At 74.2% G+C, this 13,257-nt stretch carries 16 protein-coding genes and 1 pseudogene; 7 read left to right on the forward strand and 10 right to left on the reverse strand.

Annotated elements, in window-relative coordinates:
* Positions 1–140 precede the first annotated feature (140 nt).
* Both Q0848_RS15015 and Q0848_RS15020 read left to right on the forward strand, forming a co-directional pair.
* Complete coding sequence (locus Q0848_RS15015; RefSeq protein WP_299038958.1) at positions 141–956, forward strand: hypothetical protein; 816 nt, start codon at positions 141–143, stop codon at positions 954–956.
* Positions 953–1,768 carry a DUF6584 family protein gene (locus Q0848_RS15020; RefSeq protein ID WP_299038960.1) on the forward strand — a complete coding sequence of 272 codons (816 nt, stop codon included), beginning with the start codon at positions 953–955 and terminating at the stop codon, positions 1,766–1,768. Before Q0848_RS15015 ends, Q0848_RS15020 begins: the two co-directional genes overlap by 4 nt.
* A 71-nt stretch (positions 1,769–1,839) precedes the next feature.
* On the opposite strand, the gene Q0848_RS15025 is transcribed toward Q0848_RS15020, so the two are convergent.
* The 3 genes from Q0848_RS15025 to Q0848_RS15035 form a co-directional block, all read right to left on the reverse strand.
* Positions 1,840–2,109 carry a hypothetical protein gene (locus Q0848_RS15025; RefSeq protein WP_299038962.1) on the reverse strand — a complete coding sequence of 90 codons (270 nt, stop codon included), beginning with the start codon at positions 2,107–2,109 and terminating at the stop codon, positions 1,840–1,842.
* A 197-nt stretch (positions 2,110–2,306) separates the two neighbouring features.
* Positions 2,307–3,221 carry an SDR family NAD(P)-dependent oxidoreductase gene (locus Q0848_RS15030; RefSeq protein WP_299038964.1) on the reverse strand — a complete coding sequence of 305 codons (915 nt, stop codon included), beginning with the start codon at positions 3,219–3,221 and terminating at the stop codon, positions 2,307–2,309.
* Positions 3,218–4,120 carry a MerR family transcriptional regulator gene (locus tag Q0848_RS15035; RefSeq protein ID WP_299038966.1) on the reverse strand — a complete coding sequence of 301 codons (903 nt, stop codon included), beginning with the start codon at positions 4,118–4,120 and terminating at the stop codon, positions 3,218–3,220. The genes Q0848_RS15030 and Q0848_RS15035 overlap by 4 nt, the downstream gene beginning before the upstream one ends.
* A gap of 79 nt (positions 4,121–4,199) precedes the next feature.
* Here Q0848_RS15035 and Q0848_RS15040 point away from each other — a divergent pair, with 79 nt between their 5' ends.
* On the forward strand, positions 4,200–4,889 hold the full coding sequence (locus Q0848_RS15040) for an SDR family NAD(P)-dependent oxidoreductase (RefSeq protein WP_299038967.1): 690 nt from the start codon (positions 4,200–4,202) through the stop codon (positions 4,887–4,889).
* A gap of 124 nt (positions 4,890–5,013) precedes the next feature.
* Here the strand turns inward: Q0848_RS15040 and Q0848_RS15045 are convergent.
* Positions 5,014–5,562 (reverse strand): annotated as a pseudogene (locus tag Q0848_RS15045) (peroxiredoxin); the annotation flags it as partial.
* A gap of 119 nt (positions 5,563–5,681) precedes the next feature.
* Here Q0848_RS15045 and Q0848_RS15050 point away from each other — a divergent pair.
* The 3 genes from Q0848_RS15050 (at position 5,682) to Q0848_RS15060 (ending at position 7,563) form a co-directional block, all read left to right on the forward strand.
* Entirely contained in the window at positions 5,682–6,050 is a 369-nt protein-coding gene (locus Q0848_RS15050) for a hypothetical protein (protein WP_299038971.1), read from the forward strand.
* A 719-nt stretch (positions 6,051–6,769) separates the two neighbouring features.
* Positions 6,770–7,021 carry a hypothetical protein gene (locus Q0848_RS15055; RefSeq protein ID WP_299038973.1) on the forward strand — a complete coding sequence of 84 codons (252 nt, stop codon included), beginning with the start codon at positions 6,770–6,772 and terminating at the stop codon, positions 7,019–7,021.
* Positions 7,018–7,563 (forward strand): hypothetical protein, encoded by a 546-nt coding sequence (locus Q0848_RS15060; RefSeq protein ID WP_299038975.1) that lies wholly within the window; start codon positions 7,018–7,020, stop codon positions 7,561–7,563. Before Q0848_RS15055 ends, Q0848_RS15060 begins: the two co-directional genes overlap by 4 nt.
* A gap of 286 nt (positions 7,564–7,849) precedes the next feature.
* Here the strand turns inward: Q0848_RS15060 and Q0848_RS15065 are convergent, their stop codons facing one another.
* From Q0848_RS15065 to Q0848_RS15085, 5 genes are all read right to left on the reverse strand, one after another.
* Positions 7,850–8,005, reverse strand: a complete 156-nt coding sequence (locus tag Q0848_RS15065) for a hypothetical protein (RefSeq protein WP_299038977.1) — start codon at positions 8,003–8,005, stop codon at positions 7,850–7,852.
* A gap of 172 nt (positions 8,006–8,177) precedes the next feature.
* Positions 8,178–9,200, reverse strand: a complete 1,023-nt coding sequence (locus Q0848_RS15070; RefSeq protein ID WP_299038979.1) for a GlxA family transcriptional regulator — start codon at positions 9,198–9,200, stop codon at positions 8,178–8,180.
* 27 nt (positions 9,201–9,227) lie between these two features.
* Positions 9,228–9,776 carry a cysteine hydrolase family protein gene (locus Q0848_RS15075; protein ID WP_299038980.1) on the reverse strand — a complete coding sequence of 183 codons (549 nt, stop codon included), beginning with the start codon at positions 9,774–9,776 and terminating at the stop codon, positions 9,228–9,230.
* 122 nt (positions 9,777–9,898) lie between these two features.
* Positions 9,899–10,321, reverse strand: a complete 423-nt coding sequence (locus Q0848_RS15080; protein WP_299038982.1) for a RidA family protein — start codon at positions 10,319–10,321, stop codon at positions 9,899–9,901.
* A 371-nt stretch (positions 10,322–10,692) separates the two neighbouring features.
* Positions 10,693–10,998, reverse strand: coding sequence for a hypothetical protein (locus tag Q0848_RS15085; RefSeq protein ID WP_299038984.1), 306 nt, complete (start codon positions 10,996–10,998; stop codon positions 10,693–10,695).
* Positions 10,999–11,233: 235 nt separating this feature from the next.
* On the opposite strand from Q0848_RS15085, the gene Q0848_RS15090 reads away from it, so the two are divergent.
* A complete protein-coding gene (locus Q0848_RS15090; protein WP_299038987.1) occupies positions 11,234–12,220 on the forward strand; it encodes a helix-turn-helix domain-containing protein in 987 nt (328 codons plus the stop codon).
* On the opposite strand, the gene Q0848_RS15095 is transcribed toward Q0848_RS15090, so the two are convergent.
* The gene (locus Q0848_RS15095; protein ID WP_299038989.1) at positions 12,160–13,185 is read right to left on the reverse strand and encodes an NAD(P)H-binding protein; all 1,026 of its coding nucleotides are present in this window, start codon (positions 13,183–13,185) and stop codon (positions 12,160–12,162) included. The genes Q0848_RS15090 and Q0848_RS15095 overlap by 61 nt on opposite strands.
* Positions 13,186–13,257: the final 72 nt, after the last annotated feature.

The raw sequence follows: 13,257 nt of genomic DNA on the forward strand, positions 1-13,257 counted from the left end.
ACGAGCAGGTGCCACCCGACCTGCGCGTCCCAGCAGCCGATCCTCATCCGGTCACGTCGTCCGGACGGTGGTGTGCGGTTGAAAGGCGCCTGACATCTCGGACGGACTGCGATGGTGGGCCGGTGCTGCCCTCGTGCCGGTTGAGCCTGGACGGCGGCCGTCCACACGTCGTCGTCGACGGCGGTGTCGCGCCCCGACCCGGGTACCTGCGCGCCCTGGCTCGGGTCACTAAGCGCGTCGGCGTCCTGCAGATGCCCGAGGGACACCAGAGCCTGAACTGGCTGACGCCGATCGCCGATCGCGTGGAAGAGCTGCTCGTCTTCGGCTACGAATGCGAGGACCTCAGCGCGCTGCAGCACTTCACCAGCCTGCGAAGCCTCACCCTCGTCGGGCGCCCGCACGCCAGGAACCCGCCGCTGACCCAGACGGCGTCCACCCTGCGCGAGTACGCCGGACCGTGGTTCCCCGCGCTCGACCCCGTCCTGGCTTCCCCGGCCCTCACCACCCTGATGCTCGAGCAACCACCCCGAGACCTCGCGGCCCGCCTCACCGCGCCCCTGACCGACCTGCGGCTGCTCAGCGCGCGCAAACTCGCCACCGTGCCGGACCTGGCCTGCGCCGACACCCTCACCTCGCTGCAGATCGCCGGCGGCAAGGACCTGGACCTGACCGGCGTCGCCGCCTACACCCGGCTGGCCAGCCTGTCCCTGTACGGGCGGACCCCGCTGACCTCCTTCGCCCAACTCACCCGCTCCCCTGCGCTCCGGCGCCTGTTCCTGGAGGAGTGCTACGCCGTCGACGACATCGACGCCCTCGAGCAGCTGACTCTCGACGAGCTCCGCGTCGTCGGGCGCCCCGAGAGCCTGGACCCACGCTTCCTGCGCACCGCCCGAGAGCTCGGCGTCCGCCGCTTCTCCGCGCCGTCGCCGCCTGCCGAGGGCAGGGCCCGGAGATGAGCACCGAAGAGCGCGGCGACGTCTTCGACCGGGCACGCGCCGACCTACGCACCGGACGGACCACCACCGCCAGGACCCGCCTGAAGAGCTACCTCGCCCACGTGCCCCGGTCGATACCCGCCCGCGCCCTCCTCGCCCACGCCTACCGCCTCGACGGCCACCTCGACGAAGCCGGCCGCTGGGGCTACCTGTCCCCCACCGCCTGCACCCCCGCCGAACGGGCCGCCTACGAGCACTCCTGCCGGCACCGGTGGGGGCGGCACTGGACCGCCACCTCGACCCTGCGCGGACTGCACTGGCCCACCGGCGCCGCCGGAGGAGACCCCCACGCCGACGCGGTCCTGGCCGACCTCGACGTCCGCGCCGCGGCCGAACTGCACAGCTGGAGCTACGTCCCCTTGCACCGCCGGCTCCTCGCGCGCGTGCGCCGGCAGCAGCCGGCGCCCCCGCCCGCGCCGCCGCCCAGGACCAGCGGCCCGCTCCCGGACATGCACCACGCGCTCACCCAGGACGAGCACCTCGCCCGTCTCGTCACCGGCCTACGAGCCCACCGCGACGGACTCACCACCGCAGCCACCACCCCCGAGGAGCTGCACACGGCTGTCCGTCAGGCCGCAGTCGCCCTCGACCACGCCCATCCACAGTGGAAAGACCTACTCGAGCGCCTCGCAATCGACCTCGACGCAGACCTCCACCCACGGGACCCAACGGCCACGCACGACGCTCAGGGCATCGCCATCGACGTCATGAACCAGCTGGATCGCGCAGCCACCGGCCGCGGCAGCCCGGGAGACCGCCGAGGCCAGCCCTGACGCCGGAGCCAGCTGCCTCTCTCGTGGTCAGGCCTGGGCGTCCGGGGGACCTCAACCGGATGCTTGGTTTGCTAGTAGACCGCTACGTCGAGGCCCTCTCGCTGACGCAGGGCGCGCGATGCCTCGTCGTCGAGCCAGAAGACCTGCAGGTCCTCGCCGTGGAGCCGGAAGGTGCCGCTGGGCCAAAGCTGCAGGTCCTCCTCGAGCCCTTCCCCGTACTCGTAGAAGTCGTCGAAGCGGCCGTCGGCGTAGAAGAGGAGCCCGTGCACGTGCTCGTCCGGGTCCGTCCAGCGGCGCCACCACAGCAGGCCGCGGCTCGTCCAGTAGACGATCGGCTGCAAGTAGACCTCGCCGACCAGCTGTCCGTCGCTGCGATGCAGACGCCCGCCGCGCTCTCGAAAGGGGGCCAGCCGAGAGTCGAGGTCTCCTGGCCTTGCTGAGGGCGGTCTCCACGGCATCAGCACACGCTCCCGTCCTGCTCGATGCTGCGGGCTGACCATCCCACTCGGGATCGGCGACTGGGACGGTTCTGACTACCTCAGTAGGGGACGTCGGTGAGGCGGGTCGAGTCCTGCCACAGCATCTGGCGCAGGTCGGTGTCGTGGGCTGCAGGTGGCAGGTCGGCGAGGTGTGGTGGTCCTCCGAGCTCGAGGAGCCCGCTGGGCGTGATGAGGCGATCCGTGCGGGGGGTGGGGGCCGTGGCGGCGTAGGTGAGGGGTTCGGCGACCCGGTCGAGGGGCTGTCCGAGCACCCGCATGATCTGCCGGCCGGCCCACTTGGTGACCGCTCCGCGTTGGTGCTGCTGGATGCCTGTCTGGGCGGTGCCTGGGTGCACGGGCAAGCTCAGGACGTCGGCGCCGCTGACGTGCTGGTTCAGCTCGACCGCGAAGAGGATGTTGGCCAGCTTGGAGCGGCTGTACGCCCGCATCGGGGCGTAGGACCGCTCGGACTGCCAGTCGTCGGGGTCCAGGCGGGCGGTGCGGGCGGCTTGGGCGCTGACGGTGACGACCCGGCTGCGCCGCCTCGTGCCCATGAGCGGGAGCAGGAGCCCGGTGAGGGCGAAGTGCCCGAGGTGGTTGGTGCCCCAGTGCCGTTCGAAGCCATCGGTCGTCAGCTCCCGCTCCGGGATGGCCATCACGCCGGCGCAGTTGACGAGCACGTCGATGGGATCGCCGCGGCGAGCCAGCTCGGTGGCGCAGGCGCGCACCGAGTCGAGGTCGGCCAGGTCGAGCAGCATGTGGTGGGCGACCGTCGCCGCGCCGCCCGCTGCGGCGCGAATAGCGGCGGTCGCCTCCTCGCCCTTGCGGTGGCTGCGCGCTCCTACGGTCACCGAGGCCCCGGCGGCGGCGAGGGCCTGCGCGGTCCGCAGCCCGATGCCACCAGTGCCGCCGGTGATGACGACGTGGTGGCCGGCCAGCGAGGGCAGCGGGGTGGGCGGCCAGGCGCGGGTCATCGCAGGGTCCCGGTCGCCGAGGTCTTCGTCGTCGTGCGGCTGACGGACGGCGGTGGCGCCTCGGCGTCCCGTGCGGTGCTCGTCGTCGGCGCCGCGCCGGCGGCGTCGGCGAGGCTGAAGACCGGCCAGCCGATCTGGGTGCGCCACTGGTCGGGGGCCGGGGTCTCGCGGGGGCCGACGAGGTAGGTCTCGTGCACGGGGCCGGCGACGACGAGCGCGTGCTCGCTGACCCACCGACCGAGCTCGCCGTAGGTGACGTCGATGGTGTCGTGGGTGCCGTGGTGGACCGTGGCCGCGAGCTCGACGGCGGCCAGCTCGACTCCGTGCACCCGCCCGACGCGGGGCACGGGCCCGGCGACGGGCAGGTAGACCAGCGCGTGCCCCCGGTCGTCAGTGAACAAGGCGTTGTCGTAGAGGCCACCGGCGGGTCCCGCTGGCGCGTGGACGACGGCGTGCAGCTCGGCCATCGCGCCGGCGTACCAGTCGAGGACCTCATCGCAGCCGACCGTGGCCTCGACGGCGGCGGCGGCACGCGCTGGCGTCCGGACCAGCTCGACGTCCAGGACGTCCGGGTCCGGGCGCAGGAGCCGCTGCAGGGACCCGACCGCCGCCTGGGTGCGGGCGAGCTGGGTCTCGAGCCGGTCGAGGTGCTGAGCGACCAGGGCCGAGCGCGTGCCCGGGTCCGGTGCCAGCAGGATCTGGCGCACCTCGGCCAGAGGGACGTCCAGCTCCCGCAGCCGGGCGATGACCTGCGCGGTGGGGATCTGGGAAGGCTCGTAGTACCGGTATCCACTGCTGGAGCCCACCCGGGCGGGTTCCAGCAGACCGGCCTCGTGGTAGCGCCGCAGGGTCCGCACGCTCAGGTGCGTCAGCCGCGCGAAGTCGCCGATGGTCAGCACCCGCGCACTGTGCACCCTCCCCCGGGGGGAGGCTCCAGCCCTTGCCCCTCCCTGCGGGAGACGCCCCAAGGTCCCCGCCATGAGCACAACGACGCACACCGTCCGCGACCTCGACGGCCGACGGGTCCTGGTCACCGGCGCCGGCCGCGGCACCGGCGCCGCCATCGCCGCCCGCCTGCGGGAGGCCGGCGCCACGGTTCTGGCCACGGCCCGCACACCTCCCGGTGCCGTCGACGACGGCTTCGTGACCGCCGACCTCACGACGACCTCCGGTGTCGACCTGGTCGTCGCCAGCGTCCACCAGCGGCTCGGCACCCCGGACGCCCTCGTGCACACCCTGGGCGGCTCTCGTGCCCCGGCGGGCGGCTTCACCGCGCTCACCGACGAGCACTGGTGCGACGAGCTCGCCCTGAACCTGCTCGCCGCTGTCCGCCTCGACACCCCCGAGCTCACCCTCATCGAGACCTACCTCGACGCGCACGCACGAGCCGACGTCGCCGCTGCCACCGCGGCGTTCTCCCCCACCGGTGTCGTCACCGACGACGGGCACACCCACCGCGGACGGGAGCAGATCAGCTCTTGGCTCGAGCAGACCACGACCGACTACACCTACACCGCGGCCACCACGACCTCCCCTGTACGCCGCGGCGAGCAGTGGACCGTCACGCGCCACCTCGAGGGCGACTTCCCCGGCGGGGTCGTCGACCTCGACTACGCCTTCACCATCGCCGAAGAGCAGATCACCGCTCTCATCATCCGACCCGTATGACGACCGCCTGCCGGCGAGCCCCGGCCGACTCGAGGAACCTGGCGGCGATGACGCCCGGCCGTCCCACATCCGATCGTCAGATGGGCCGGGTCGGCCCGGACCCGGGGAAGCCGCCCGCTCCCCTCTACCTGACCTGGCGCTCCAGGTGACGCAGGACCTGCTCCGCGTGCTGGTCTGGTGGGAAGACGGGGTAGAAGACGTGCTCCACCGCGCCGTCACGCACGAGCATGGTCAGCCGCCGGTGCAGCCGCTAACCGTCCGCGGTGAAGGTCGGCAGCCCGAGGGCGTCGGCCAGCAGCAGACCGGGGTCGGCGAGCATCGTGAACGGCAGGTGCAGGCGCTCGACGACCTCGCGCTGGTACTCCGTCGTCTGGCTGGAGATGCCGTGCACGGCAGAGGCACCGGCGGCGAGGAGGTCGGCGTGGTGGTCCCTGAACGCGCAGGCCTCGGGGGTGCACCCGCGGGCCCCGGGGATGGCGTCCCACCCGGTCGGCGCCTCGGTCCCGGGTCGTGCAGTGAGCGGGTAGACGTACAGCACCGTCACCCCAGGCCCGAGGTCGGCGAGATCAACCGTCCCGCCGTCACTGGCGCCGAGGACGAGAGCAGGCAGCTCGGCACCGAGCAGGTGATCGGCGGCGCCGTCGTCGACCGGGGCGGGCAGGTCAGCGGGCAGCGTCGCGGGGTCGGTCACCGAGCCAGTCTGGCGCGGCGGCGATCCACACCGCCGCCCCGCAGCCGATCGTCTGCTGGGGACAGGCAGCTCGGTCGGCTGGCCTCGTAGCCTTGATGCTCATGCCTCACCGCCCCGACTTCTCGCAGCACCGTCCCGACCAGCGCTTCGACAGCTACCGCCAGCGTGTCGGCCGGCTGCACCGGGGCGAGACGGAGGTCGGCTTCCTTCTGATCGAGGTGAAGCCCTACTACGAGCAAGTCGGCGGGCACCTGTGGTGGCGCCGGTGGGGTCCGGTGCACGACGTCCTCTGGGAGTCGACCCTCGTCGATGGCAAGCACTCAGACTCCCTGGTGCCCGACGACACCTCGACGGACGTGCTCCGTGCGTATGGCGCGGGCTGCTTCGACTACTACGGCGAAGCTCTGCGCGTGGTCTGGACGGACCGCGAGGCGTCCAGGCGCCTGCGGGAGTCCCACTTCGGCAGGTAGTCCCGCGCACGATCGCTCACCGAACACCGCCAGATCACTCCCATCGCCTCGTGCAGCAGTCGCTACCGATGCTCAGGCGCTGACGCTGCACGGTCGAGTTGTGTCCGCAGCGCCTCCTCGCGCTGCCGCCACTTCCCCCGCGCCCGGATCACGTACGCACCCATGGCCGCCGCCCCGCACGCAGAAGCGCCCCACAGCCCGAGCTCGGCGCCCTCGTACCGGAACAGCAGCTGAGAGAGAACGACGGCAGAGCCCAGCGCCAGCACGAAGGCAACCGAGTCCCGGACTACGCCGAGGCGCCCGTGCGACGACTACTGAACCCCTGCCTCCTGCGTCTCCGCCATCGCTCCACGCTGATGCCGCTCGAGCCGATGGTCAAGGCTCTCGCCGCGGCAAGACAACGGCAACGCCTCCCGCGTCCGTCTGACGAGCTGCCGCCATCCGCAGTGAAGGCACTTCCGCACCGCCGAGCTGTAGCGATGAGGCCGTCCCGGCAACCGACCGCTCGCCGGCGAACCGCGGCCCGCTCGAGGACCTCGGCGACGGCGACGGCTGGCCGTCCCCGCATCCGGGCAGCGTGCCGCTGCCGGTCGTCGACCGGGCCTGCTCAGCACACGTGCTACCTGCGCGCACGGCAGTCCCGGCTGGCGGACAGCTGGAGCGCACCGATCGTCAAGGCTGGGTTGACAGTTCGAGCCGAGGCGTCGACGCTCGGGGACATGGACCCCCACCAGCGCGTGCGCACCGTCCGTCGTACCGCCGCCGGGCTGGCGGCCGTCGCAGTGATCCTCGTGCCCGTCGCGATGTTCGTCGGCCTCCCCATCCCCGGCATGGTCGTCACCCTCGGGCTCTGCCTGGCCGTCATCGCGGCGGTCATCTGGCTCGTGACGGCTCGGCTGGAGCGCCGCGACGCCCACCACCACGCCGCGCAGGGCCAGTCCTGGCGACCAGACGGCGGCACCACCCGATGAGCGCCGACGATCTCGAGGTGGTCCTGGCGCGGCTGGCAGCACACCCCGGCGCCAAGAGCGCAGACCCCGGGCCAGAGACCGATGACGGCGCCGGGGGCGCGGACGCCCACCTGGGCACCGCCGTGCGGTTGGGGGAGATCGCCGGGGTCGCCGAGCACCTGCAGCGGGGCGCCGTCGACGCGGCGCGCGAGGCCGGCGCCAGCTGGGCCCACGTCGGCCGGGCCCTGGGCATCACCCGACAGGCGGCGCAGCAGCGCTTCGGGACCCGCGAGCACGCAGCACTGGCGTCTCAGCAGCGTCTGCTGGGACCGGTGACCCGAGCTCGTGAGGTCGAGGAGCTGGCGTCCGCTGGTCGCCAGGGCTGGCGCCCGGTGGTGTCGCGTCACGGCGAGCACGTCCTGGTCCGCGACGAGAGAGCCCTCGAGGTCCGACGGGTCTCCATGCTCGGCCCATCGGCCCTCGGCGGGCGAGACGGCTGGCTCCTGGCCACCACGCGCTTCCCCGACTGCTTCCAGATCCGTCCCTTGGACTCAGCGATCTGACGGACCTGCTCGTCCCGCTGACGATGACCCATCGGCGCCTCGGCCAACCACCAGCGACAGCCCCTCGTGTCCGCAGAGGATCGTCCACCGAGGGGGCTCCTTCGCCCAGCGGCGCGGGACGAGGGGCAGGGGCAGGTGAGGGCAGCTGCGTCCGGGGACGTGCGGGCGCTGCTGGGCGGATGCGCACGTCCCTCGATCGTCGGGGTGCTCGGGTCCGTGGCGTCTGCCGTGGAGCGGGCTGCTGGCTCGACCCCGGTGCCGGAGCCCTGGTCCTGGGCGTCGGACCTCAGTCGCAGCAGCCCGTGGCGCAGTCGGGGTCGGCGCTGCGCTGCGCGGCCGCGGCGACGGCGGCGCTCTGGGCAGCGAGGGCCCTGGCCTGCTCCCTGGACGCCGCCTCGGCCTGACGCGCCGGGTTGCCGAAGCGGGTCTTCCTCGTAGCCATGGGACCCATCATCACCTGGCGCCAGGCGGACGGGGCTCGAGCACCGGGGGCTTCCCCGCCGGCCGGAGCACGCAGCACCGGTTCGCGCGAACCCCGCGGGCAGCACCACCCCGACCAGCAGAGGACCGGCAGCCGCCGGGTGCGTCCCGCTGACCGACCGACCGCCGGCGGCTCAGCCGGCTCCCGGCGACGTCGTCAGCGACGGCGCCCGACCGTCCCGCAGTCGATCCCCGGTCGGACCTCCCGGCGACCGACCGCCCTCCATCGGCGGCCCGGGCATGCGGCTGCCGTCTCGTCGCCGCAGCCGGCGCAGCATCCGCGCGTCACCGAAGCCGACGTCACGCGCTGCGGCCTCCAGGGTCGCGCCCTGCCCGATGAGGTGCTCGGCGCGTTCCAGCCGGAGCTCCTGCTGGTAGCGCAGCGGGGTCGTCCCCGTGGTGGCGGCGAAGACCCGGGTGAGGGTGCGCTCGCTGACGCCCACGGCCGCCGCGAGCTCCGAGAGGGGCAGCGGCGTGGTGAAGCGGGCGTCGACGACGTCCAGCGCCCGGTGCACGACGTCGGCGAGGTGGTCGCGGTGGCGCAGCATCGCGCTCACCTGCGGACCGGACCCGTCGCGCCGCAGCGGCACGACCATCGCCCGGGCCACGCGCGCGGCCAGCGCGGGCCCGTGGTCGACGGCGAGCAGGTGCAGCGCGAGGTCGACGCCGCTCGCGACCCCCGCCGAGGTGGCCACCGCGCCGTCGACCACGAACAGCACGTCGCGCACCACCCGCACCCGCGGGTAGCGGGCCGTGAGCACGTCCTGGACGTCGTGGTGGGTGGTGGCGCGGCGACCGTCGAGCACCCCGGCCTCGGCGAGGGCGAAGGCGCCGGTGCAGATGCCGACCACCCGCCCGCCGGCGGCGGCGTGGGCGGCGACCCGCTCCAGCAGCTGCGGAGGGAGCCCGGCCGCCGGCGCACCGGCGCCGACCCGACGGCCGGGCACGACGACGAGGGCGTCACGGCCGAGCGCCGGCCAGTGCGTGTCGACCTGCAGCGGCACGCCCTGGTGGCTGGCCACTGCGGGGGTGGCACCGACGTAGGCCAGCCGACCGGCGGAGCCCTCGTCGTGGGCGGTGGAGAACACCTGGGCCGGACCGGCCAGGTCCAGCAGGTGCACCTGGTCGGGGACCACGAACAGGACCGTGCTCACCATCCGGTCACCCTCCCAGGAGGACGGTGATCAGGCGGCGAGGACGTCGGCGATGGTCACGACGTCGGCGAAGCGCCCCTGCAGCGCGCTCGCGGTGCGCTCGACGACCTCCGCGGTGCTCAGCGTCCCCTCGCCGCCCCACCGCTCGAGCGGCGTCGTGGCCGTGGCGTCGACGACGAAGCGCACCCGGTAGCCCAGGTCGCTGGCGACCCGAGCGGTGGTCTCGCAGCACTGCTCGGTGCGGATGCCGGTCACGACCACCTCGTCCACCCCGCGGGCGGTCAGCTGCTGGCCCAGGTCCGTGCTGGTGAACGGGTTGTGCGTCGTCTTGGTCACCTGCAGCTCGCCCTCCTGCGGCTCGAGGCCGCCCATGAGGCGCACGTGCCCGAGGGTCGGGTCGAACACCGTGCCGGTGCCGGGCTCGCTGTGCAGCACCCAGACCACCTCCTGCCCCGCCCCGCGGGCGTGCTCCACCAGCCGGGCGACGCGCTCGGCGATGTCGGGTGCGGAGATGTCGGCCCAGCTGTCCCGCAGGCGGAACGACTCCTGGACGTCGATGACGAGCAGCGCGGTTCTCATGGAGCCAGCCTCGTCGCGCCGAGCGGTCGCCAGAAGGGCTGCGCCGGTCGAGGACCGGAACGGTCCGGTCACCGACGAGGTGGGCCTGAGCGCCCTGGACGCGCGGCTGTGCCGCGGGGCGGTCAGGCGCGTGCGCTCTCGTCGTCGTGCGGGACGTGCGGGACGACGGCGTCCGCCTCGACCTCCACCAGCAGCGCGGGATCGATCAGGCGGCCGACCTCGACCATCGAGCTGGCCGGGCGGATGTCGGCGAAGAACTCGCCGTGTGCGCGCCCGACCTCCTCCCAGCGGCTGATGTCGGTGACGTAGATCCGCGTGCGCACGACGTCCTGCAGGCTCGCGCCGACCTCCGCGAGAGCGGCGGCGATCCGGCGGATCGCCTCGCGGGTCTGCTCGGCGGGGTCGCCGGGGCCCACGACGCCCCCGTCGGGCGCGGCGGCGGTGGTGCCGGCGACGCTGACCCACGGGCCCACCCTCACCGCCCGGGAGTACCCGACCACGGGCTCCCACACCGCTCCCGACCCGACCAGCTGCCGATCTGCCACGGAGCCAGCATGGAGGACGACCCGTCGTCCTCCCCGGCAGCGCACGCACTCGGCACCGGGCCGGGTGCGCCTCGTCACCGGGAGCGGGACGTGAGGCCGGAAGCCGCGCACGCGGTCCCGGGTCCCGCCGAGGCGTCACCGCCTCGACCTCGGCGGGACCGGCGGAGGTCCGACCGGGTCGATCCCGGTCCTGCGCCAGCGGGCGCGGTGGAGGCGGGTCAGCTCCCGGCACCCGAGCGCGGCGTCGCGGCCGAGCTCACGCGCCGTGGCGGACCGCAGCGGCACGCGCAGCGAGCGGGGCAGCGACTGCCGCCCCAAGGTGATCGCCCAGGCCAGCGACGCCGCGAGGACCAGTGCGGTGAACAGCACCGTCATCGCCCCTGCGCGGTCGTCGTGCCCTGGTCCCCCGCGGCCGCCGCCCTGAGCAGCGCAGCGCACGGGTCGTGCAGGTCGGCGGTCATGGCGCGCAGCGCAGCGGGGTCTGCGGTCGCGCCGCCCCGGTGCAGCACGCGCAGCGCCCGCGCGGCCCGCCGCTGCAGCACGACGACCGGCTCCCCGTCGGTGGCGCCCAGCGGCGCCCCCGCTCGCGCCTCCAGCTGCGCGACGACGGCGACGAGCACCTCGGCCGCCAGGTGACCTCCGACGTCGGCCAGCGCGGCGGCGAGCTCGTGGAGCACGTCGTCTCGGACGGGAGCCCCGTCCGCACAGGTGCTCTCGGCTCGTCGGGTCTGGTGCGCGAGGGCCATGACGCTCTTCCTGCGGCGACCGGAGGGCCGGCGCCGTCTGCCTCGGATCGGGTGGTGGACCGAGCCTCGTCGCGGAGGGACACCACCGACGAGTGGCAGGAACGACATGATGCGAGCACTTCCTGCCACGACCGTGGCAGGCTGACGCGGTGACCGCGGAGCAGTCGTGCTGAAGGACGTCGTGGCCCTCGCCCACGACGGCACCGGAGCCTTCGGCCTGGGCCTGGTCTCCGACGTCTTCGGGTACGACCGCAGCGACGACGGCCTGCCCGTCTACGACTTCGCCGTCGCCACCGAGCGACCCGGGCGGGTGCGCACCGACACCGGTCTGGTCGTGCACGTCGAGCACGGGCTCGAGCGCGCCGCGAGCGCCGACCTGGTCATCGTCCTCGGCTGGGAGCACGAGGACGTGGACCCGCCGGCGGCCTACGGGCAGGTGCTGCGGGCGGCGGTCGCTCGCGGGGCCCGGGTGATGAGCCACTGCACGGGCGCGTTCGTCGTCGCGGCCTCCGGCATCGCCGACGGGCGCACCCTGGCCACGCACTGGCGGCACGCGGACGCCCTGGCCCGGCGCTACCCCGCGGTGACCGTCGACCGCGACGTCCTCTACGTCGACGACGACCCCGTCTTCTCCAGCGCCGGGTCAGCGGCGGGCATCGACACCTGCCTGCACCTGCTGCGCCGCGAGCACGGCGTCGCCGTCGCGAACACGGTCGCGCGCCGCCTCGTCGTCCCGCCGCACCGCGACGGCGGGCAGGCCCAGTACGTCGAGGGTCCGTCGCTGCCCGCCGACGACGGCCAGCGCCTGCGCGAGGTCCTCCCCTGGGCCCTCGAGCGCCTCGACCAACCCCTGTCGGTGGGCCAGCTCGCCGCCCGAGCGATGACCTCGCCCCGCAGCTTCGCCCGCCACTTCCGCGCCCTCACCGGGACCACGCCCCACGCCTGGCTGCTGGCCCAGCGCGTCGCCCTGGCGCAGCAGCTCCTGGAGAGCACCGACCTGCCCGTCGAGGAGGTCGCCCGCCGCTCCGGCTTCGGCGCCGCCACGACGCTGCGCCACCACTTCACCCGGCGCGTCAGCACCTCCCCCCAGGCCTACCGGCACACCTTCCGCGGGACGCCGGCAGCCGCAGGGAGCACACGTCCCGCCGGCTGAGGGCGGCCTGAGCGCCCTTCTCCCCCGCAGCGACGAGGTCGCCGTCCTGTGGGCCGAGCACGCCGTGACCAGCTGCAGCGAGGGCACCGAGCACCGCCCGCAGGACCACGTGAGGACGACGGCTGGGCACCGACCTCTCCCTCGTCGCACTGGCCGCCTTCGCTCAGCCCTGAGCGGCGGCGAGGGCGATCGGCCCAGGCGAGCGGGACGTCCAGCAGGTCGGCCAGGTCACCGCCGGTGCCGGCGAGGAGCCCGGCCGCGACGGAGGAGTAGACCGACATGAGCATCGCGGGCTGGAACGGCAGCAGCCCGGCCGAGGCCAGCTCGGTGCGGCGGCGGGCCAGCGAGGTCGGCGAGCACGTCGCACCCAGACCAGCGGCCAGGCCCGCGGCGTCCACGGTCGTCGTGCCGGCCAGCTCGTAGGTCCGGCCCCGGTGGGCGCTCGGGTCGGCGGCGACCGCGGCGGCGACGTCGGCGAGGCCCTCCCGGGCGGCCGCGGCGAGGGCGCCGTCGCCGAACGGCGCGCTGACGACGGCGTCCACGGGGGCGGCGAGCGCGCCGAACAGCTCCGCGTACAGGCCGTTGCGCAGGACGGTCCACGCCAGGCCGCTGCGCTGGAGGCGGCGCTCGGTCCAGCGATGGGCCAGGGCGAAGCCCAGGTGGTCTCCCGCGCCGGTCAGGCTCGTGCAGACGACGTGCCCGACGCCGTGGGACTGCGCGGCGGTGATGACGCGGTCGTGGTGGGCGATGACGACGTCGTCCTCGTCGTACCCGGCCGAGACCAGCACGAGGGTGCTCACCCCGGCCAGGTCCAGCATGCTCGGGTCGTCGAAGTCCACGCGCCGGCCCAGGTCACCGAAGCGCTCCGGGGCGCGGGTGCCGGCCAGCGGGGACAGCCCCCGCTCCATCAGCCGGTGGTGGACGAGGGAGCCGAGCTGACCGGAAGCACCGGTGACCATGATCATGAGACGTCCTCTGTGGTGGAGTGGCTGCGCAGGGCCAGCCTCAGGAGCCCCGCGCCCGGTCCACAAGGAGGC

It is taken from the genome of uncultured Pseudokineococcus sp., from assembly GCF_947495735.1.
Lineage (GTDB): Bacteria > Actinomycetota > Actinomycetes > Actinomycetales > Quadrisphaeraceae > Pseudokineococcus.

Coding starts and splice junctions, on each gene's coding strand:
- Q0848_RS15050 (WP_299038971.1), top strand. CDS start 5,682: ATGCCTCACCGCCCCGACTTCTCGCAGCACCGTCCCGACCAGCGCTTC.
- Q0848_RS15075 (WP_299038980.1), bottom strand. CDS start 9,776: ATGAGAACCGCGCTGCTCGTCATCGACGTCCAGGAGTCGTTCCGCCTG.
- Q0848_RS15020 (WP_299038960.1), top strand. CDS start 953: ATGAGCACCGAAGAGCGCGGCGACGTCTTCGACCGGGCACGCGCCGAC.
- Q0848_RS15095 (WP_299038989.1), bottom strand. CDS start 13,185: ATGATCATGGTCACCGGTGCTTCCGGTCAGCTCGGCTCCCTCGTCCAC.
- Q0848_RS15070 (WP_299038979.1), bottom strand. CDS start 9,200: ATGGTGAGCACGGTCCTGTTCGTGGTCCCCGACCAGGTGCACCTGCTG.
- Q0848_RS15055 (WP_299038973.1), top strand. CDS start 6,770: ATGGACCCCCACCAGCGCGTGCGCACCGTCCGTCGTACCGCCGCCGGG.
- Q0848_RS15060 (WP_299038975.1), top strand. CDS start 7,018: ATGAGCGCCGACGATCTCGAGGTGGTCCTGGCGCGGCTGGCAGCACAC.
- Q0848_RS15065 (WP_299038977.1), bottom strand. CDS start 8,005: ATGGCTACGAGGAAGACCCGCTTCGGCAACCCGGCGCGTCAGGCCGAG.
- Q0848_RS15030 (WP_299038964.1), bottom strand. CDS start 3,221: ATGACCCGCGCCTGGCCGCCCACCCCGCTGCCCTCGCTGGCCGGCCAC.
- Q0848_RS15040 (WP_299038967.1), top strand. CDS start 4,200: ATGAGCACAACGACGCACACCGTCCGCGACCTCGACGGCCGACGGGTC.